Source organism: Capillimicrobium parvum (genome assembly GCF_021172045.1).
Taxonomy (GTDB): domain Bacteria; phylum Actinomycetota; class Thermoleophilia; order Solirubrobacterales; family Solirubrobacteraceae; genus Capillimicrobium; species Capillimicrobium parvum.
On sequence record NZ_CP087164.1, the window covers coordinates 797173 to 815780 of the forward strand.

Here is an 18608-nt window from a genome sequence, read left to right on the forward strand (position 1 = left end):
CGGACGCGACGGCTCACCCCGCGACGGCCTGCACGACCTGGTCGCTCGGCGGAAGGAAGGCGCGCACGACCGTCCCGCCGCGCTCACCCGGTTCGACGCTGAGGGTTCCGTGGACGAGGTCGACGCGCTCGCGCATGCCCACGAGCCCGAACCCTTCGTGTCGCTCTCGGGCGTCGTCGCCGGCGGTCCCGCCGATGCCGACCCCGTCGTCGGCGACGGCGAGCCGGATCGCGCCATGCTCGTCCTCCACGACCGTCACGGTGACCTTGGTCGCGCGCGCATGCTTGACGACGTTGGTGAGCGCCTCCTGCACGATGCGGTACACCGCGTCCTCGACGACCGCCGGGTGCCGGCTCTCCGCGCGGCCCTGCTCGTAGGCGAGGTCCGCATGCAGGTTGATGTTGAGGCCCGACGTCTGCCCGACGCGCTCGACGAGCCCCTCGAGCGCGGCCGCCGTCCCGAACTCGTCCAGCGCGGCGGGGCGCAGGTCGGTGATGAGGCGCCGCAGCGCCGCGATCGCGTCGCCGATCTGGTCGACGGCCGTTTCGAGGACTCGACCGACGGTCTCGGGGTCCTGCTGGCGGCGGGCGCCGGACAGCATGACCTTCAGCCCGGCGAGGGACTGCAGCGTCTCGTCATGCAGCTCCCGGGCCCAGCGCTGGCGCTCGCGCTCGGAGGCCTCGATGCTGCGCCGCAGGCCCTGCGCGGCGACGTTCTGGGCGGTCGCCACCGCGGTCGCGGCGCTGGCGGCGAAGCTCTCGAGGAGATGCTCGTCCTCGGCGGTGAACTCCTCACGCTCCCCGCGGTCGAACGCCGCGAGCACGCCGAGCCGCCGGCCGCGGAACTGCAGGGGCACCATGAGCCCGGTCGTCGCGTCGATGCGATCCGCCAGCGTGAAGCGCAGCTGCTCGGAGAGGTTGTGCAGCCGCATCGAGCGGCCCGAGCTCATCACCGATCCACTGACCGACCCCTCCAGCGGCACGCGCGTACCGGGGAGATCCGGGGCGAGCCGCCCGGCGACCGCGGTGACCTCGAGCTCGTCGCCGACCGCCAGCAGGATCAGCATGCCGCGGGCGTCGACGAGGGCGCGCGCACGCTTGACGACGAGCTCCAGGACCCGGTTGAGGTCGGTCTCGCCACCGACCGCGCGTGCGATCGCCGCGGTCGCCTCCATGGCGTTGACGGCGTGCTCGAGCTCGGCCCGCCGCGCGTGCTCGTTGCTGTAGGCCCGGGCGTTGTCGATGGCCACGCCCGCCCAACCGGCGAGCAGGACGATCGCCTCCTCGTCGGCCTCGTCGAAGCCGGCGGCGCCCTGCTTGTCGGTGAGGTACAGGTTGCCCCAGGCTTCCCCGCGGACGAGGATCGGCACGCCGAGGAACGACCCCATCGGCGGATGGCCGAGCGGGAACCCGTACGAGCGTGCGTGCTCGCCGACATCGTCGAGGCGCAGCGGCTTGGGGTCGCGGATCAGGACGCCCAGCACGCCCCGACCGCGCGGCAGGTCGCCGATCGCCCCGTGCGCCTCGGGGTCGATGCCGATGGTCAGGAAGCGCTCGAGCTGCCGGCGCTCCTCGTCGAGGATGCCGAGCGCGGCGTAGCGGGCGCCGGTGAGCTCGCGCGCCTCCTCGAGCACGCGCTGCAGCACCGTCTCGAGGTCCAGTTCGGACACGACGGTCCGGCTGACGTCCACCACTCTGCGCAGGCGAGCTTCCTCGAGCATGTCGAAGAGCCAGCATACGGCCGCCGTCCGCCGCGCGGAGACCGGACGTCGCCGCGCCGGTGTGCGACTACGTCTGCTCAGACGCTGGTTTCGGCGACGGCCTCGGGCGCCGCCTCCCGCTCGTGGGCGCTGCGCGGAACGACGATCACCGGGCACGCCGCCTCACGCACCACGCGATGGGCGGTCGCACCGGCGAGCACCCGCCGAACCGGCCCGTAGCCGCGCGATCCGAGGACCAGCAGGTCGGTGCGGTGCGACAGCATCAGCAGCTGCTCGACCGCGTCGCCGACCCGCACGTCGGTCTCCTCGCCCTCCCCGGCCACCTCGCCCAGGGCGTGCTCGGCACGCTCGCGCATGCGCTCTTGGTCGGCGCGCCGGTCGGGGCGGTCGTTGTAGCGCTCCCACCCCGCCGGGGCCGAGTCCAGCGCCGTCATGAGGTACAGCGTGCCGCCGGTCGCGGCGGCGATCCGGCGGGCCGTCTCGACCGCGTGCGCGGCGTCCGGCGAGCCGTCGTAGCCCGCGGCGATGCGCGCGGGCCGCCAGGCGGCCGCGGCCAGCCCGCGGGGCGCGACGGCCACCGCGCAGGGCGCGCCGTGCAGCACACGCTCGGTGTGCGAGCCGAGCGCGATGCGCCCCACGCTGCCGCGGTGGCTCGAGCCGACGACGAGGATCTCGGCCTGCGTGCGGACCGCCGCGTCGTGGAGGCCGCCGACGGTGGACCTGTGGGAGTCGACGATGCGCCGGTACGGCAGGGGACATCCCTCGCCGGCCCGGTCGACGATGTCCTGGGACTCCTGCTCGAGCGGCGCGACAGGCGGCCCGCCGAGGGCGATGGAGTCCGCGAGCGGGTCGAACGGATAGACGTGCACGATCGCCAGCTCGGCGCCGAGGGCCCCGGCCAGCGTGGCCCCGAGCGCCACGGCGTCGCGCGCTGCATCGCGTTCGTCGACGCCTACGAGGATGGTCTGGGACATGAGATGGCCTCCGGGACTATTGGTGCAACGCGGCTCACGCGCTGCCGGTGGAATCGAGGTGCAGGCGCATCCAGGCGCCAGGTTGACGAGCCCACCGAGGTCGCCCTCCCTGCCGCCACCCGATCGCAGCCAGGCTCCCGGACGGGCACGTCCTCGATGGACAGCGGCTGATCGAACGGTGAACCACGGCGGCCTTCACGACTCATACCTCCACGGGCGGGTCGGACACGACGATCCCAGCGCGCGGGCGACCCGGCATCCGCCCGTCGCCCCGAGGCCGATCCGCACTTCTCCGCAGCGCCGGAGCGCGGGCTACGGTGTCCCCGGGCCGGCGATGCGCGTCGTCGGCTCGGACGACGACACCTGGTCGGGCAGGTTGATCTCGGCGCCCGGCGGCGCCGGCACCGGGCCGTCGAGCAGCGGATCACGGGTCTCGCGCATCCAGCGCTCGAGCCGCGCGGCGAGCTCCCGGCGCACGTCGGCGTAGGCCGGATCGGCGGCCAGGTTGTCGCCCTCGTCCGGGTCGAAGATCAGGTCGTACAGCTGTTCGCGGTCGACGTGCCGGTCGGCCCACCCGTAGCGCAGCAGCAGCTCCTTGCTGGGTCCGTCGTCGGTGTTCGCCAGGACCGGCAGGTCGCGGTCGCCGAAGCGACGGATGTACTTGAAGCGCTCCGTGCGGACGGCGCGCTGCGGCTCGTAGGCCGTGTGGAACGTCGCCTCGGCGAAGATCGCCTCATGGAGCGCGCCGGTCTCCCGGCGGGCCAGCGGCAGCAGCGACCGCCCCTGCACGAACGGCGGGTGCTCGACGCCCGCGAGGTCGCAGAGCGTGGGGTAGAGGTCGAGGTGGGAGACGAGCGCGTCGATCACGCGCCCGCCGCCGAAGCCGCCGGGCCCGGCGAGGATGAGGGCCACGCCGAGCCCGCGGTCATAGAGCGTGGCCTTGGCGCCGGGGAACGCGATGCCGTGGTCGGTGGTGAAGACGACGAGCGTGCTCTCGGCGAGCCCGTGGAGGTCGAGCGCCTGCAGGACCGCGCCGACGCCCTGGTCGAGGATGCGCGCGCTCGCCTTGAAGCCGGCCATGTCCCGGCGGGTCTCCGGCGCGTCGGGGAGATTGGCGGGCGGCAGGCTGGTCAGCGCGTCACGGACCGCGGACGGGGCGAAGAAGTCGCGGTGCGTCTCGAAGAAGCCGACCGAGAGGAAGAAGGGCTGCGGCGGGCGGTTCGAGAGGACGTCGATCGCGATCGGCGCGACGCTCGCGACGTGGGTCGTCGGGACCTTGTAGACGCGGTCGTAGCCGATCGCGGCCGGGTCGCGGGCGATGTGCTGCTCGCCGATCATCGCCGACCAGTAGCCCGCCTCGCGCAGCGTGTGCACGATGTGCTGGCGGGGGTCGTTGAGCGCGAAGCCGCGGTGCGCGAGCCCGATCATGCCGTTGTTGTGGCCGTACTGGCCGGTGAGGAGCGCGGCACGGCTGCCCGAGCAGGTCGGCACGGCGCAGAACGCCTGGCGGAACAGCACGCCCTGGTCGGCGAGGTGCTGGAGGTTCGGGGTCTGCACCGGATGGCCGTACGGCTGGATCCAGCGCCCGGTGTCATGCGAATGCAGATACAGGACGTTGGGCCGCAGCGCCATGGGGCGCGACGTTACCGCGCGCGTCCGGCGCCGGCGGCCGTGTGGTCGCGGCGCACCCGGCGAGATCAGGCGCCGATGGCGAGGACGCCGATCACGTCGAGGGTCGAGACGATGCCCATCGGCCAGCCCTCGGCGTCCGTCACGACGGCGTGGCTCGTCGCGTGCTCGACGAGGCGCCCGGCGACGACGTCGAGCGGGTCGTTGGAGTCGACGGTCAACGGCTCGGTGGCGGCGATGTCGCGCGCGCGGGCGTCGCCCTGGCCGCCGACGACCGCGCCGAGGACGTCGAGGTCGGAGGCGACGGACCAGCCGAGGTGCCCGCCGGCGGCCGCGGGCGGCCGTCCCATGACCGTCGCGCAATGGATGCGGTGGCGGGCCAGGATCGCGGCGAGGTCGTGCACGGACGTGGCCGGAGAGACCGCGATCATGCCGAGATGCGCGACGTCGCGGGCTCGAGCGCGTTCGAGCCGGCGCTCGCTCAGCGCCGGGCGGGCGGGGTGGGGTCGCGGTCGCCCCGCGCTGCGCGGGTCGATGCCGCCGATCATCGCGACCACGTCGAAGGCGGACAGGACGCCGCGGGGCGCATCGTCGCTCGGCCCCTGGACGAGCGCGTGGGTCGCCTCGGCGTCGACGAGTGCGCGCGCGGCGGTCGCGAGCGGCGTCTCGGGGGTGAGGATGGGGACCGGATTGCCGCCGGCGTTCGCCCGGGAGCCCGGGCCGCCGCTGACGGCGGCCGCGAGCACGTCGAGGTCGGAGGTCATCCGGGGCCGGCCGTCGCCGTCGACCATGACCCCGTGGACCTGGTGCGCCGCCATGACGGCGGCGACGGTGCGCAGGCCGGCGCCCGCGGGCGCGCTGAGCACGCCGGGGTGCATCGCGAACCCGACGGTGAGGTTCGTGAGGGCGGTGGGCGCGCGGTCCGGCATCTCGTCAGCCGCGGCCGGCCGGGGGGACGGCCGCGCCCGCCTGCTCGCCACCGCCTGGGTCGTCGGCCAGGGACGCGGACGCGGACGCGGCGCGGGGCGTGATCAGGACCGGGCAGGCGGCGGCCTCGGCGACGCGGCCCGCGACCGTGCCCACCAGCGCGCGGCGCAGCGGCCCGTAGCCTCGGGAGCCCATGACGAGCAGGTCCAGCCGGCCGCTGGCGAGGACCAGCTCCTGCGCCGTCAACCCGTCGATGACCTCGAGCGTGGCGTCCACCCCCTCGAGCCCGGCCAACGCTCTGGTCCCTGCATCCTTCGCGGCCTCGTGCATGTCGTCGCGGACGTCGGGATAGATCCAGGCGCTGGCCCAGCCGTCGGCGACGCCGGTGATGTCGACCACCGTGAGGACGGTGAGCTTGGCCTGGTGGTCGCGGGCGATCTGCGCCGCGCGCTGGAGGGCTTGGGCGGATTCGGGCTGATCGGTGAAGGCGATGCCGATGCGTCGCAGCTCGGGCGGGTGATCGCGCAGGCCGGCGGGCGCGACGGCGACGGCGCAGGGAGCGGCGTGCAGGACCTGTCGCGTCACCGAGCCGGGGATCACGCGGCCGATGGCGCCGCGGTGCGAGCTGCCGACGACGAGCAGATCCGCGGCCGAGCGCTCGGTCTCGTCGTGCAGGCCGGCGCCCGCGGAGAAGGCGCCGCGCACCTCGTAGCGCGTGTTCGGCCGGTCCCCGAGTCGGGCCCGGGCCTCCTTCAGGCGCTCGTGGGCCTGGACCGCGAGGCTCTCCTCGGAGATCGGATCGTCGGAGATCTCGGGCGGGTGGACGCAGCAGACGACGATCTCGGTGGCGGGTCCCGCGAGCGCCTGCGTGAGCGCGAGCGCGTCGTGCGCCTGGGGGGACGCGTCGAAGCCGATGACGATGGTCGAGAACATGAGCGAACACCTTCCGACGGGAGCGATCGATCTCGAGCCTACGCGGGGCGGGGCGAGCGTCCATCGGCGGTCTTCCGGGCCGTCGGTGTGGAAATCCCGCACGATCGCCCGCGGATCCGGTCAGTCGTCGCTTCCGCCCGCCCTTCCGCCGCCCCGCGCGTCGTCGCTGCCGTCGCTGCCGCCGCCGCCGCCGCCGTCGTCGGAGCGCTCGCCGCCGGAGGATGGCCGCGTCGTCGTGGCCGAGGGCGAGACGGTCCTGGTGGGTGGGATGGTCCGGGTCGTGGCCGGCGCGCGCGGCGACGTGGCCGGGGCACCCGGTGACGAGGATGCGCCGCCGCCGGGCGAGAGCGCGCCGCCGGGGCCGGAGGAGCCGGTCCCGGTGGCGCCGGTCGCCGGCGCGCCGGCGGTCGGGGCGCCGATCGAGCCTGTCCGGGCCTGTCCCGTCGAGGCGCCCGCACCCGCGCCGAGGCTTGCGGCGCCGCTGCGCGCCGCCCGCTGGGCCGCGCGTACGGCATCGGCGCGGGCTACGCCGGTCTGCGGGCTCGACGGAGGGGCGACCAGCCGCGCGCCCTCCAGCCGCGGCTCCGCGGAGAGGCCGATGTGCTCGCCGACGAGGCGCGTGGCCGCATAGGTCACACCCACGGCCATCGCCAGGCCGGCCAACGCCAGCGTCAGCCACCCGAGGACCGCGCGGCGGCCGCGGGTCACGCCGGGACCTCGGGCGGCGCGGTGGCGGGGGAGCGCCGGCGGCCCGGCGATGGGCGTCGCCCCGGGTCCGGGGCGGCGGGGGGAACGTCGAGCCGCGCGATCGCGCCGCCGCCCGGACGGGGACGCAGCGTGGCCTCGCCGCCCCAGCCCCGCGCCAGCTCGCGGGCGATCGGCAGCCCGAGGCCGGTGCCGCCGGAGGCCTGCCGGCCGGCGCGGCCGCGATGGAAGCGCTCCCATACGAGCTCGCGCTCAGCGGGATCGATTCCCGGGCCGCGGTCGCGGACCTCGATCGCACCCGCCAGCGCCGCGATCTCGACGGCGGTGGCCGGCGAGGCGTAGCGCACGGCGTTCTCCACGAGCGAGTCGAGGGCGCGGTCGAGCTCCGCCGCCGGCGCCCAGGCCGCGGGCGCGGCGTCGCCCGCGACGGCGGTCAACTCCAGGCCGGCCGCCGCCGCGACCGGCGTCCAGCGCTCGGCCGCGCGCGCCGCCACGTCGCCCAGCACGAGGCGGCCGGCGGGGAGCTCGTGCTCGCCGGCTCGCGAGAGGAGGAGCAGCTCGTCGACGAGCTGAGCCATGCGGTCGACCTCGGCCTCCGCGCCGTCGAGCTCGTGCGCGGCGGCGGGGCTCACGCCCAGCGCCTGCGCCTCCTCGACCCGGAGGCGGACGCCGGTCAGCGGCGTGCGGAGCTGGTGGGAGGCGTCGGCGACGAACTCGCGCTGGCGGTCGAGCGCGCGCGACAGCCGCGCGGTCATCTCGTTGAACGACCGGGCCAGCGAGCGCTGCTCCGCGCTGCCCTCGTCGGTCGGCACGCGCACCGAGAGGTCCCCGTCGGCCACGCGACGGGCGGCGTCCTCGAGGCGCACGATCGGCCGCGCGACGCTGCGCGCGATCAGCAGACCGGCCGCCATGCCGAGCGCGAGGACGAGCGCCGCGAGCAGCGCCAGCTCGATCGTGATGCGCCGGACGGCGCGGCCGACCTCGTCGACCCCCTGGGTCACGCGGACCGCGCCGGCGGTCCGCCCCGAACCCAGGATCGGCACGGCGGTGGCGAGGAGGTCGGTGCCGAGGGAGTCGCTGTGACGCCGGATCTGCGAGCGCCGCCCACCGAGCGCGGAGGCGATCTCCGGCCGGGTGCCGTAGGACGCGCCCCGACCCGAGCCGGCGCTGTCGGCCAGCACCCGTCCGTCCGCGTCGACGACGATCACCCGTCCGCGCACGTCGGCCGCCGCGGTCGACACGAGCCGGTCCAGCCGGCCGCGCTGGGACGGCGCCAGCAGGTCGGACGCGGTGGCGGCCACCAGGTCGGCCTGGCTCTCGGCCTGCGAGCGCACCTCTGCGTCGACCCGGCTGCGCAGGCTCAGCGCGAGCGGCAGCCCGAGCGAGATCACCGCGAGCAGCAGGACGTACGTCAGTGCGAGCAGCAGGCGCGTGCGCAGTCGCATCAGGTCACCCGTCCGTGCCCCGGAAGCGGTAGCCGACGCCGCGCACCGTCTCGATCCACGCCTCGCCGCCGCCGCCGCCGCCGCGGGCGCCGCCGCCGAGCTTGCGCCGCAGCCACCCGACGTGGACGTCGAGCGTCTTCGTCGACCCGAACCAGTTGGTGTCCCACACGTCGGTCATGAGCTGCTCGCGCGTCACGACCCGCCCCGCATCGCGGGCCAGGCGGACGAGCAGGTCGAACTCCTTGCGCGAGAGCTCGATCCCGCCGCCGGCGACCGTCGCCCGCCGCCCGGCGACGTCGATCGCCAGATCGCCGACCCGGATCGGCGGTGCGGCCGGCTGATGGCGTGGCCGGCGCAGGACGGCGCGGATGCGCGCGACGACCTCCGCCGCGCTGAACGGCTTGACGACGTAGTCGTCGGCGCCGAGCTCGAGGCCGATCACCCTGTCGAGCTCCGTCCCGCGCGCGGTGAGCATGACGATCGGAACGTCGGAGTCCTGGCGCAGCGCGCGGCAGACGTCGCGACCGTCGCCGTCGGGCAGGTTGAGGTCGAGCAGCACGAGGTCGGGCGGGTCGCGCTGTGCGGCGCTCAGCGCTCCGGCCGCCGTGCCGACGAGCTCGGGGTCGAACCCCGAGCGTCGCAGGGCGGACGCGAAGGGCTCCGCGATGGAGGCCTCGTCCTCGACGAACAGGATGCGCGGACGGGCGGGCGTGGTCATGGGCGGCGGATGCGCGGGCGGGCGGGCGGGCGTGGTCATGGGCGGCGGATGCGCGGGCGGGCGGGCGTGGTCATGGGCGGCGGATGCGCGGGCGGGCGGGCGGGCGTGGTCATGGGCGGCGGATGCGCGGGCGAGCGGGCGCGGTCATGGACCCATCCTGGCGGGCGGGTGCCGGGGAAGGGCGGGACGCGGAGAGGTTTTACCGGCATTTTGCTCGGGGTTCGCCGGCAGCTGACCGGGCCGTGGGCAGGGTGCGGGCACTGTCATCTCGCCCTTCGGAGGAACGTCCCGGTGCCATCCATCGCCACCACCGCCGCCGCAGCGACCGTCGCCGGCCTCGCCGGACTCGGCGGAGCCGCCCTGCTCAACGACCCGACCCCCGCGACGAACGCCTCGGCCCCCGCGCCCACGGCCGGGCCCATCGTGCGCACAGAGGTCGTCACCCGCACGATCCATCGCACGCGCCGGGTCCACGTCAAGCGCCACCGCCCGAAGGCGGCGGCTCCCGAGGCGAAGGCAGCCTCGGCGCCGGCCGCGGGCGGCCCGGCGTCCACCGGGGTGGCGCAGGGGTCGGTGCCCGACGCGACCTCCGCGACCTACGCTGCTCCCGCTCCCGCTCCCGCTCCGGCGCCCGCGCCCACCCCGGCCGTGGTACCGGTCGCCCAGACCCATCCGGCGCCGGTGCGCACGCGCTCGAGCGGCTCGACCGGCAGCCGCGCCGGAGGCCACGAGGTCGAGGGCGGCGAGCACGAGCACCAGGGCGGCGAGCGCGAGCACGAGGGCGGCGATGACTGAGCCTCCCAACCCCCGCCGGCGGCTTCCGCGGCCGCCATCGGCCAAGCCCGTCGCGCTGTCGGTGCTCGTCCTGTTCGCCGCCGTGCTCGCCCTGCTGGCCGTGCAGATGCGCGCCGGCCGGGACCCGGCGCTGGGCGCCGAGGTCAAGGCGGCGCCCCCGGCCCGGCCGGTCCTCATCCGTCGCATCCACCGGCGGGTGATCGTGACGAAGGTGAAGGTCATCGAGGACCCGCCGCCGCCGGTCGCCGTCCCCGCGGGCGCCGGCGGAGGCGTCGGCATCGCGCCGACCCCGGCCGCTTCGGCGGCCCCGCCGGCACCTCCCGCCACCACGTCGGCCCCGCCCGCCCCGTCCCCGGCGCCCGCGGCCCCCGCCCCCGCCCCCGCGCCGGCGCCGGCGCCGGCCCCGGTCCAGACCCGCAGCTCATGACCCCGGCCACCATCGAGCTCGCCTTCCCCAGCATGGGCAGCGACGTGCGGCTGCTCGCCACGCCGTCTCCCGGGCCGGCCGGCGAGCGCCGCGCGCGTCGGCTCCTCGACGACGCCCGAGCGTGGATCGAGCACTACGCCCGCGCGCTGTCGCGCTTCCATGACGACAGCGAGCTGTGCGCGCTGAACGCCGATCCGCGTCGCGTCGTGCCCGCATCGCCGCTCCTGCGTGCGGGGGTCGAGGCCGCGCTCTGGAGCGCGGAGCGCACCGGCGGCCTCGTCGATCCAACGCTCGTCGCCGCGATCGAGCGCGCCGGATACGTCGCGAGCCGCGCCGGCCTCACGCCCGCCCCACTCGCCGACGCGCTCGCCCAGGCGCCGCCGCGGCGTCCCGCCCGCCCGCACCCGGCGGCCCCGTGGCGCGCCGTCCGGGTCGGCGAGCAGGCGATCGAGCGCCCACCTGGCCTGCGCCTCGACACGGGCGGCTCCGGCAAGGGCCTCGCGGCCGACGCGGTCGCCCACCGCCTCGCGGGCCTCCCGCGCTTCGTGGTCGACTGCGGCGGCGACATCCGCTTCGGCGGCACGGACGCCGACGGCGCGCCTCAGCCGATCGAGGTCGAGCACCCACTGACCGGCGGCGTCGCCGACGCCCTCGAGATCGGCCCGGGCGCGATCGCCACGTCCGGACTCAACGTGCGCCTCTGGCGCACCCGGGACAGCCGCCACGCCCATCATCTGCTCGACCCGTCGACGGGCGAGCCGGCGTGGACCGGCATCGTCGGGGTCACCGCCGTGGCCCCCACGGCGCTCGAAGCCGAGACGCTCGCCAAGGCGGCGCTGCTGAGCGGCCCGGCCCGAGGGCGCTCGTGGCTGCGCGAGCACGGCGGCCTGCTGTTCGACGAGCACGGCGGGGTGCAGGCCGTCGGGCCGCTCGCCGGCGGCATCCCGGTCGGCGCGGGCGACCTGAGCCGGTATCGCACGGCGGCCGCATGAGGGGTCCCGATCCGCTGGACTACGGCTGGTGGCTCGCGAGCCGCTCGGCCGGCATCGTCGCGATGGTCCTCGTCACCGTCGCCGTGCTGCTCGGCCTCACCCTCGGCGGCCGCCTCACGCGCCGTCCGGGCATGGCGCGGGTCGTCAAGGCGATCCACGAGCAGACCGCCCTCGCCGGACTCGTCGCCATCGCGCTTCACGGCGTCACCCTGCTGGGCGACCCGTGGCTGCGCCCGGGCCTGACCGGCCTCGCCCTCCCGTTCACGATGAGCTACCGGCCCGCCTTCACGGGCCTCGGCGTGATCGCCGGCGAGTTGGCGGCCGTCCTCGGCCTCACGTACTACGCCCGCCGGCGCCTGTCGCCGCGGCGCTGGCGCATGGCCCATCGGCTGACGCCGCTCGTCTACGTGCTCGCGCTCATCCACGCCCTCGGCTCGGGAACCGACGCCGGCTCGACGTGGCTGCGTGTGCCGCTCCTGGCCTCGGCCGTCCCGGTCGCCGTGCTGTTCGCTGCCCGCATCCGCGCGGGGCGCCGGCGCGCCCCGCGCCGTACGCCATCGGCCGGCGCGCCGCGGGCGATCACCCAACCGGTAAGGCGGTGATCGCATGGCGAAGACCACCGAGCGCGGGCCGTGGTCCGATGCCGATGAGCAGCGACACAACGCATCCTTCGTGGCGCCCGGCGTCCGGGCCGGGCGATCGGTGAAGGCATCCTCGGCCACGGTCCTGGCCGTCAGCGTCCGCGCAGACTCCTCGAGAGCGCCGCGCGGGATGCGGATCGGATGAAGGGAGACTACGGAGCCGGCGACGCACCGTCCGGCGCCGTGTACCGGAGCGTGGGCCGCACGGTGATCTCGCCGGAGATGGGTGCTGCACTCGATGCCGAGGTCCCGTCTGTCATGCGAGCTGGTGTCGTCGGCGTGCGGCGGCTGTACGTGGCACGCGGCGACGGCGAACACCCGGAAGGCGTGATCGGCGAGTTCGATCTCCTGTGCGCCTGAGGCGCGTCGCATCGCGGGGCCGGTTCGCTGCCCGCGGTGGGTCAGCCAGCGCTGGCGCGCCCACTCAACCGTCGACATCCTCGCCCTCGCGCAGCAGCCCGACGCCGTCGGCCGGGAAGAAGATCGACTCGTGCTGTTCGTCCCACTTGACGAGGTAGTGCTCGTGCGCGCCCTCGCCGAGAACCACCACGATGAGGCCCTTGCGCGGCGACCGGCCGGGCAGCCCTCGGGCGACGATCCAGTCACCTGGCGCCGCCTCGCCGTTCAGCGGGTGGTCGGTCATGCGCCGGCCCTCCCGTGCGGACGGATGACGGCGCGACCGGCGAGCCCGCCCTCGCGCATGGCGACACCATCGTCGGTCTGGCCGGTGTGCCCATGCGCCTTCATGACAGCGTCCCTCGCGCCGGGTCCGGCTGGCCCGCGCCGGCCCGGGGCCGAGCCTGCGTGACCTTCACGCCGCCGAACAGGGCGAACGACCGCACGCGGATCAGCGGCGACCCCGGCAGCGGCGGGCCGGGCGAGCGCTCGTCGCCGCGGCCGCCGAACAGCGACGCGCCGGACAACTGGACCGACACGCCGGCCGGCGCGGAGATCTCCGCGCCGCCCAGGATGGCGAGGACGGTGATCGTGGACACGGGCGCCTGCACCTCGGCAGCCCCGAGATCGAGCTTGACCCCGCCCAGCAGGGCGACGATCCGCAGCCGCGCGGCGAGCCGCCACCGGCCGCGCTGCTCGGTCCCGCTGAGGATGCCGACCAGCCAGGACCGGCTCTCGCCGGCGAGGCCGGCGCCGGGCTCGCGGACGTCGGCGAGGGCCGCGGCGACGTCGCCGGCGTCGGCGGCCCGGTGGACGGCGTCAGCGCGTTGCGCGTACTCGCCGAGGGTGAGACGCGCGCTCGAGGCGGCCTCGGACAGCGTGCTCAGGGCGAGCCGGCGCGCTTCGGACAGCTCCGGGCCGGAAGGGACGGTGGACATGGCCTTCCTCTCCTGCAATCGCGGTACCCAACCATCGTCGGCGTTGCCGGCGCCGGCGGCATCGGTGACGATCACGGATCCGGGTCCGCGAGAGCTGCGGACGCCGCGAGGGTCGTCGCGCTCGTAGCCGTGGTGCCGGCCGGGCGTCGTCAGATCGACAGGTCGCGCCGCTGCAGCGCGAACGCCGCGACGGCCAGCAGCGCGCCGGCGACGCCGACCAGCAGCGCGACGTCGCCGATGCCGATGCCGAAGCGCAGGACGTCCGCGCCGTCGTACCAGGACCACGGCGAGAGCCGGTCCCAGCCGTCGAGGCTCTTGACCACGGGCGCCAGGCCGGTGAGCAGGAACGCGGCGACCGCCGCCGCGGCGGCGACCCCGATCGCGAGCGGCCGCTTGCCGGTCGCGCAGCTGACGGCCAGCGCCAGCGCGCCGTACACGAGCGCGAGCAGCACCGTCGACAGGGACGCCTGCGCGATGCGGCCGGTCGAGACGTCGTCCATGCCGGCGAGCGGCGCGCCGATCGCGAGCGCGGCGAACAGCGCGAGCCCGAGGAGCGCGACGGCGGCGGTCCCGCCCGCCGCCTTGGCGAGCAGGATGCGGGTACGGCTGACCGGCGCGGTGAAGAGCAGGTCGGCGGTGCCGCGCTCCTCCTCGCCGGCCACGGCGCGCGCCCCGATTCCGACCGCGGCGATCAGCATGAGCAGCGGGACCATGAACGAGAAGAGCTCGGCGGCGAGGAACCCGGTCGCGGTGGTGTAGTCCGCCTCGCCGAGCACCGAGCGCAAGCCTTCGGGGAGGTCGCGGACGAAGTTCTGCACGTCCGCGCTGCCGCGCACCGACGGCCAGTACGCGCAGATGACGGCGACGAGGAACGCGAGGCCGAGCGCCCAGGCGACCGTCGAGCGGCGGCGCTCGCGCAGCGTGTGAAGGACGAGCTCAGACGGCAAGCGGGGCCTCCTCGCCGTCGTAGAGCTCCAGGAAGACGTCCTCGAGGTCCGGGTCGTGGCTGGAGATCGAGACCACGTCGAAGCGCGCGGCCGTCTTGACCACCGCGTCGACCGGACCGCTCACGACGAGCCGGACGACGTCGCCGCGCTGCTCCACCGAGCGCACGCCGGGGATCCCGGCGAAGGCGCCGGGAGGAGCCGGGCCGGCGAGATGCAGCTCGATGCGGCGGGTCATGCGCGCCTTCAGCTGCCCGAGGTCTTCCACCGTCACCAGCGAGCCGTCGCGTACGAGCCCGACCCGGTCGGCGACGCGCTCGACCTCGCTGAGGACGTGGGACGAGAGGAAGATCGTGGCGCCGTCCCCGCGCGCCTCCTCGACCATCGCGACGAACTCGTGCTGCACGAGCGGGTCCAGGCCCGAGGTCGGCTCGTCGAGGATCAGCAGCTCCGGCTCGTGCATGAACGCCTGGACGAGGCCGACCTTCTGCCGGTTGCCCTTGGACAGCGCTCTGATCGGCCGGTGCAGGTCGAGGCCCAGGCGATCGGCCAGCGGGCGCGGGTCCAGCTCGGGCCGGCGGCGAAGCCGAGCCAGGAGCCTGAGGTGCTCGGCGGCGGTGAGGTCGTCGTAGAGCGCGAGGTCGCCAGGCAGGTAGCCGACCCGGGACCGCAGCGCGACACCCTGGCGCCGGCTGTCGCATCCCAGCACCGCCGCGGTCCCCGAGGTGGGGCGGATCAGGTCCACCAGCACGCGGATCAGCGTGGTCTTGCCGGCGCCGTTGGGGCCGATGAGCCCGAAGACCTCCTGGCGCCCCACCAGCAGGTCGACGTTCCGCAGCGCCTCATGGCGGCCGTAGCGCTTGGTGAGGCGCAGGGTCTCGATCGCGTGGTCCGTGCGCATGCGTCCACCGTAGGCCGCGCTCCGGGAGCGGCCAACCCGGGCCATCCCGCGGGATGTCGCCGGGGGACTACTGAGGAACGGCGCACGTGCCCGCAGGCGATCGCGGTCGAAGTACCGATGATCGCGCCGCCGTGCTCGTCGAGCATCGTGATGGACTGGACGCCCTCGACTGCTGAGAGAACGCCGATGACCTTGATCTGGTTCGTGATCTGGCTGATCGCCAACAACGTCGGCGGCGGGGAGCCGCTGGTCCTCGACCCCGTCAACGCGTGGACCGCGACGCTCATCCTCGCCATCGCGCTCGACCTGGGCGCGTCGCATGCCGGCGGGACGCGCAAGGGCCGCGCGGCATGACGGTCGACGATCCTCTCCCCAGGCCGGCACCGTCGACGCGCGCGACCGAAGGCGGCGCGGCTCGGCCGGCCAGGCCGGCCAGACCGCTGAGCGCTTCCGGGCCGCCTCGGCCGGCGGGCCCGTGGACGGGCTCCTGCTCGCCTGGCGCGGCGTGCGGACCCGCCCCACGCCCCGAACCGCCACGATGAGCACGTCGCGCCCGAGCGTGTAGGCGCGATGCCGACCGGAGGCCGCACGTCCGCCGCCCTGGACCCCGAGGAGCGGGCCGAGCGGCTCCCGGCCGCCCTGGACCCCGAGGAGCGGGCCGAGCGGCTCCTGGCCGCCCTGGACCCCGAGGAGCGGGCCGACCGGCTCCTCGCCGACCTGGGGACGGCCGCCGGCGGCCTCGGCGCGCGGGAGGCCGAGCGCCGCCTGGCGCAGCACGGCCCGAACGAGATCCGCCGGGTCGAGGGCGAGCGGTTGTGGCGGCGGATCGTCCGCCAGCTCATGGATCCGCTCGCGCTGCTGCTGTGGGCGGCGTCCGGGTTCGCGGTCGTCGAGGGGTCCTACGCGGTGGCGATCGTGATCGTCGCAGTCATCCTGCTCAACGCCGTCTTCGCGCTGCTGCAGGAGCGCCAGGCCGAGCGCGCGACCGAGGCGCTGCGGGAGTACATCTCGGCGCGGGTGCGCGTGCGGCGCGACGGGCAGGCGAGCGAGATCGAGGCGGCGGCGCTCGTGCCGGGCGACATCGTGCTCGTCGGCGAGGGAGAGCGGCTGGCGGCGGACGTGCGGCTCCTCGACGGCGCGGTCGAGGTCGACATGTCGCCGCTGACCGGCGAGTCGCAGCCCGTGCTGCGCACGGCGGCGCGATCGCGGCCGGCGGCGATGCGCATCGAGGCCGAGGATCTGCTGTTCACCGGCACGCTGTGCACGGGCGGCGAGGCGGTCGGCGTGGTCTACGCGACGGGCATGGCGACGCAGCTCGGCCGGATCGCCGCGCTGAGCCAGCGCGTCGGGACCGAGCTGACCCCGCTGCAGCGCCAGGTCAACCACGCGGCGAAGCTCATCGCCGTCTTCGGCGTGCTCAGCGGCATCGTGCTGTTCGCCGTGGGCACGCTGGCCGCCGGCCTGTCGCTGGGCGACTCGCTGAACTTCGCGATCGGTCTGCTGGTCGCCAACGTGCCCGAGGGCCTGCTGCCGACGATCACGCTCGCGCTCGCCGTGGGGGCACGGCGGATGGCGCGCCGCCGGGCGCTCATCAAGCGTCTGCCGGCCGTGGAGACGCTCGGCTCCACGGACGTCATCTGCACCGACAAGACCGGGACGCTGACCGAGGGGCGGATGGCGGTGAAGCTGTGGTGGACCGACGCGGGCGAGCGAGCGCCGGGCCGTGACCCGTTCGACGGCGAACCGTGGTCGGGGCTGCTGCAGACCGCGGTGCGCTGCAACAACGCCTCGGCGCGCGAGGTGGCCGGCGGCTGGGAGCGGACGGGCGACCCCACCGAGTCCGCCCTGCTGGTCGGGGCGGCGCTCGCCGGGGCCGACATCGCCGGGCTCCAGGACGAGCGCGACGCGGCGCGAGCGCGGCTGCTGCACTTCGACGCGCGGCGCAAGCGCATGACCACGCTCGACCACGAGCCGGACGGTCCGTGGTGGCACGCGAAGGGCGCACCGCTCGAGCTGCTCGACCGGTGCGTCGCCATCCGCACCGCCGCCGGCGACCGGCCGCTGACCGGCGAGGACCGCGCGCGCGTCGCCGCGACGTTCGAGCGCTACGCGGCGCAGGGGCTGCGCGTGCTCGGGCTCGCCGAGCGGCGCGCGGAGGACGGCGCCGGCGAGGCGCCGCGCGACGCGGCCGAGGCCGCGCTCGTCTTCCTCGGCCTGTGCGCGCTCGAGGACCCGCCCCGCGCGGGCGTGGCCGAGGCCGTGGCGCTCTGCAGGGCGGCGGGCCTGCGGATCATCGTCATCACCGGCGACCACGGGGCAACGGTCGCGGCGATCGCCCGGCAGGTCGGGATCACCGACGGCGACCCGGTCGTCGTCGCGGGCCCGGACCTCGAGGGCCTGCCCGAGCCGGAGCTCGACGCGCTGCTGCGCACCACCGACGACCTCATCGTCGCGCGCAGCAATCCGGAGACGAAGCTGCGGATCGTCGACTCGCTGCGCTCGCAGGGCCATGTGGTGGCGATGACCGGCGATGGCGTCAACGACGCTCCGGCCCTGCGGCGCGCCGACATCGGCATCGCGATGGGCGCCTCCGGGACCGACGTCGCCCGCGAGGCGGCGACGATGGTCCTCACCGACGACAGCTTCGCCTCGATCGCCGCCGCGGTCGAGGAGGGCCGGGTCGTCTACGACAACGTCCGCAAGTTCATCACGTACGTCTTCGCGCACGCCACGCCGGAGGTCGTGCCGTTCATCGTCTTCGCGCTCGCCGGCGGCGCGATCCCGCTGCCCCTGACGGCGCTGATGATCCTGGCCATCGACCTCGGCACGGAGACCGTCCCGGCGCTGGCCCTGGGCCGGGAGCCCGGCGAGCCGGACATCATGCGCCGCCCCCCGCGCAGGCGTGACGCGGGGCTGCTCGACCGCTCCGTGCTCACGCGGGCATGGCTGTGGCTGGGCATCGTCGAGGCGGCGCTGGTGCTCGGCGGCTTCCTGTGGGTGCTGCTGCGCGAAGGCTGGACCCTCGGTGACCCCACGGGCGCCGGAACGCCGTTGCACGACGCGCACCTGACCGCGATGACGATGACGTTCGCGGGCATCGTGGCGTGCCAGGTCGGGGCCGCGTTCGCCTGCCGGACGGAGCGGGCTTCGTTGCGCACGATCGGCCTGACCACCAACCGCCTGCTGCTGTGGGGGATCGCCTTCGAGCTGGCCTTCGCCGCAGCGATCATCTACCTGCCGTTCCTGCAGCCGGTGTTCGACAGCGCCCCGCTCGGGCCCGCCGAGCTCGCCGTCCTGGCCACCTTCCCCGTCATCGTGTGGGGCGTCGACGAGCTGCGGCGCTGGTGGCTGCGCCGGCGGCCGGCCCGGTGTGCGGATGTGGGCAACTGCTTGGAGGCGGATCGGCAAGACGCGCGCGCGAACCGCTCGTAAGGTCAGGGCACCGTCCGGCCATGAGGTCGCATCGAACCTTCGGCGCCGGGCGGATCGTCGGCCGCGAACCGGCGGCGCGGCCCGGGTCGGG

At 75.6% G+C, this 18608-nt stretch carries 19 protein-coding genes; 7 read left to right on the forward strand and 12 right to left on the reverse strand.

Annotated features, from left to right (window positions below):
• Window positions 1–13 precede the first annotated feature (13 nt).
• From DSM104329_RS03925 to DSM104329_RS03960, 8 genes are all read right to left on the reverse strand, one after another.
• Window positions 14–1720 (reverse strand): GAF domain-containing sensor histidine kinase, encoded by a 1707-nt coding sequence (locus DSM104329_RS03925; RefSeq protein WP_259314087.1) that lies wholly within the window; start codon window positions 1718–1720, stop codon window positions 14–16.
• 77 nt (window positions 1721–1797) lie between these two features.
• Window positions 1798–2694 (reverse strand): universal stress protein, encoded by an 897-nt coding sequence (locus DSM104329_RS03930; RefSeq protein WP_259314088.1) that lies wholly within the window; start codon window positions 2692–2694, stop codon window positions 1798–1800.
• A gap of 312 nt (window positions 2695–3006) precedes the next feature.
• Entirely contained in the window at window positions 3007–4326 is a 1320-nt protein-coding gene (locus DSM104329_RS03935) for a sulfatase family protein (protein ID WP_259314089.1), read from the reverse strand.
• A gap of 65 nt (window positions 4327–4391) precedes the next feature.
• Entirely contained in the window at window positions 4392–5252 is an 861-nt protein-coding gene (locus DSM104329_RS03940; protein ID WP_259314090.1) for a CBS domain-containing protein, read from the reverse strand.
• A gap of 4 nt (window positions 5253–5256) precedes the next feature.
• Window positions 5257–6183 carry a universal stress protein gene (locus DSM104329_RS03945; RefSeq protein ID WP_259314091.1) on the reverse strand — a complete coding sequence of 309 codons (927 nt, stop codon included), beginning with the start codon at window positions 6181–6183 and terminating at the stop codon, window positions 5257–5259.
• Between the two features lie 120 nt (window positions 6184–6303).
• Window positions 6304–6891, reverse strand: a complete 588-nt coding sequence (locus tag DSM104329_RS03950; protein ID WP_259314092.1) for a hypothetical protein — start codon at window positions 6889–6891, stop codon at window positions 6304–6306.
• Window positions 6888–8333, reverse strand: coding sequence for a sensor histidine kinase (locus DSM104329_RS03955; RefSeq protein WP_259314093.1), 1446 nt, complete (start codon window positions 8331–8333; stop codon window positions 6888–6890). The genes DSM104329_RS03950 and DSM104329_RS03955 overlap by 4 nt, the downstream gene beginning before the upstream one ends.
• 4 nt (window positions 8334–8337) lie before the next feature.
• The gene (locus DSM104329_RS03960; RefSeq protein ID WP_259314094.1) at window positions 8338–9090 is read right to left on the reverse strand and encodes a response regulator transcription factor; all 753 of its coding nucleotides are present in this window, start codon (window positions 9088–9090) and stop codon (window positions 8338–8340) included.
• Between the two features lie 252 nt (window positions 9091–9342).
• Here DSM104329_RS03960 and DSM104329_RS03965 point away from each other — a divergent pair, with 252 nt between their 5' ends.
• The 5 genes from DSM104329_RS03965 (at window position 9343) to DSM104329_RS03985 (ending at window position 12266) form a co-directional block, all read left to right on the forward strand.
• Entirely contained in the window at window positions 9343–9846 is a 504-nt protein-coding gene (locus DSM104329_RS03965; protein WP_259314095.1) for a hypothetical protein, read from the forward strand.
• Window positions 9839–10273 carry a hypothetical protein gene (locus DSM104329_RS03970; protein WP_259314096.1) on the forward strand — a complete coding sequence of 145 codons (435 nt, stop codon included), beginning with the start codon at window positions 9839–9841 and terminating at the stop codon, window positions 10271–10273. The genes DSM104329_RS03965 and DSM104329_RS03970 overlap by 8 nt, the downstream gene beginning before the upstream one ends.
• Window positions 10270–11265, forward strand: coding sequence for an FAD:protein FMN transferase (locus DSM104329_RS03975; RefSeq protein WP_259314097.1), 996 nt, complete (start codon window positions 10270–10272; stop codon window positions 11263–11265). The genes DSM104329_RS03970 and DSM104329_RS03975 overlap by 4 nt, the downstream gene beginning before the upstream one ends.
• Window positions 11262–11867 carry a ferric reductase-like transmembrane domain-containing protein gene (locus tag DSM104329_RS03980; protein ID WP_259314098.1) on the forward strand — a complete coding sequence of 202 codons (606 nt, stop codon included), beginning with the start codon at window positions 11262–11264 and terminating at the stop codon, window positions 11865–11867. Before DSM104329_RS03975 ends, DSM104329_RS03980 begins: the two co-directional genes overlap by 4 nt.
• Before the next feature lie 246 nt (window positions 11868–12113).
• Window positions 12114–12266 carry a hypothetical protein gene (locus DSM104329_RS03985; protein WP_259314099.1) on the forward strand — a complete coding sequence of 51 codons (153 nt, stop codon included), beginning with the start codon at window positions 12114–12116 and terminating at the stop codon, window positions 12264–12266.
• A 64-nt stretch (window positions 12267–12330) separates the two neighbouring features.
• Here DSM104329_RS03985 and DSM104329_RS03990 read toward each other — a convergent pair whose 3' ends face one another.
• From DSM104329_RS03990 to DSM104329_RS04005, 4 genes are all read right to left on the reverse strand, one after another.
• Window positions 12331–12549, reverse strand: a complete 219-nt coding sequence (locus tag DSM104329_RS03990; protein ID WP_259314100.1) for a DUF1918 domain-containing protein — start codon at window positions 12547–12549, stop codon at window positions 12331–12333.
• A 100-nt stretch (window positions 12550–12649) separates the two neighbouring features.
• The gene (locus tag DSM104329_RS03995) at window positions 12650–13240 is read right to left on the reverse strand and encodes a hypothetical protein (RefSeq protein ID WP_259314101.1); all 591 of its coding nucleotides are present in this window, start codon (window positions 13238–13240) and stop codon (window positions 12650–12652) included.
• A gap of 149 nt (window positions 13241–13389) precedes the next feature.
• The gene (locus DSM104329_RS04000; RefSeq protein WP_259314102.1) at window positions 13390–14187 is read right to left on the reverse strand and encodes an ABC transporter permease; all 798 of its coding nucleotides are present in this window, start codon (window positions 14185–14187) and stop codon (window positions 13390–13392) included.
• On the reverse strand, window positions 14177–15085 hold the full coding sequence (locus tag DSM104329_RS04005; RefSeq protein WP_259314103.1) for an ABC transporter ATP-binding protein: 909 nt from the start codon (window positions 15083–15085) through the stop codon (window positions 14177–14179). Before DSM104329_RS04005 ends, DSM104329_RS04000 begins: the two co-directional genes overlap by 11 nt.
• A gap of 186 nt (window positions 15086–15271) precedes the next feature.
• Between DSM104329_RS04005 and DSM104329_RS04010 the strand changes: the two genes are divergently transcribed.
• Window positions 15272–15439, forward strand: coding sequence for a hypothetical protein (locus DSM104329_RS04010; protein WP_259314104.1), 168 nt, complete (start codon window positions 15272–15274; stop codon window positions 15437–15439).
• Between the two features lie 216 nt (window positions 15440–15655).
• The gene (locus DSM104329_RS04015) at window positions 15656–18517 is read left to right on the forward strand and encodes a cation-translocating P-type ATPase (protein WP_259314105.1); all 2862 of its coding nucleotides are present in this window, start codon (window positions 15656–15658) and stop codon (window positions 18515–18517) included.
• The last annotated feature ends 91 nt before the right edge of the window (window positions 18518–18608 follow it).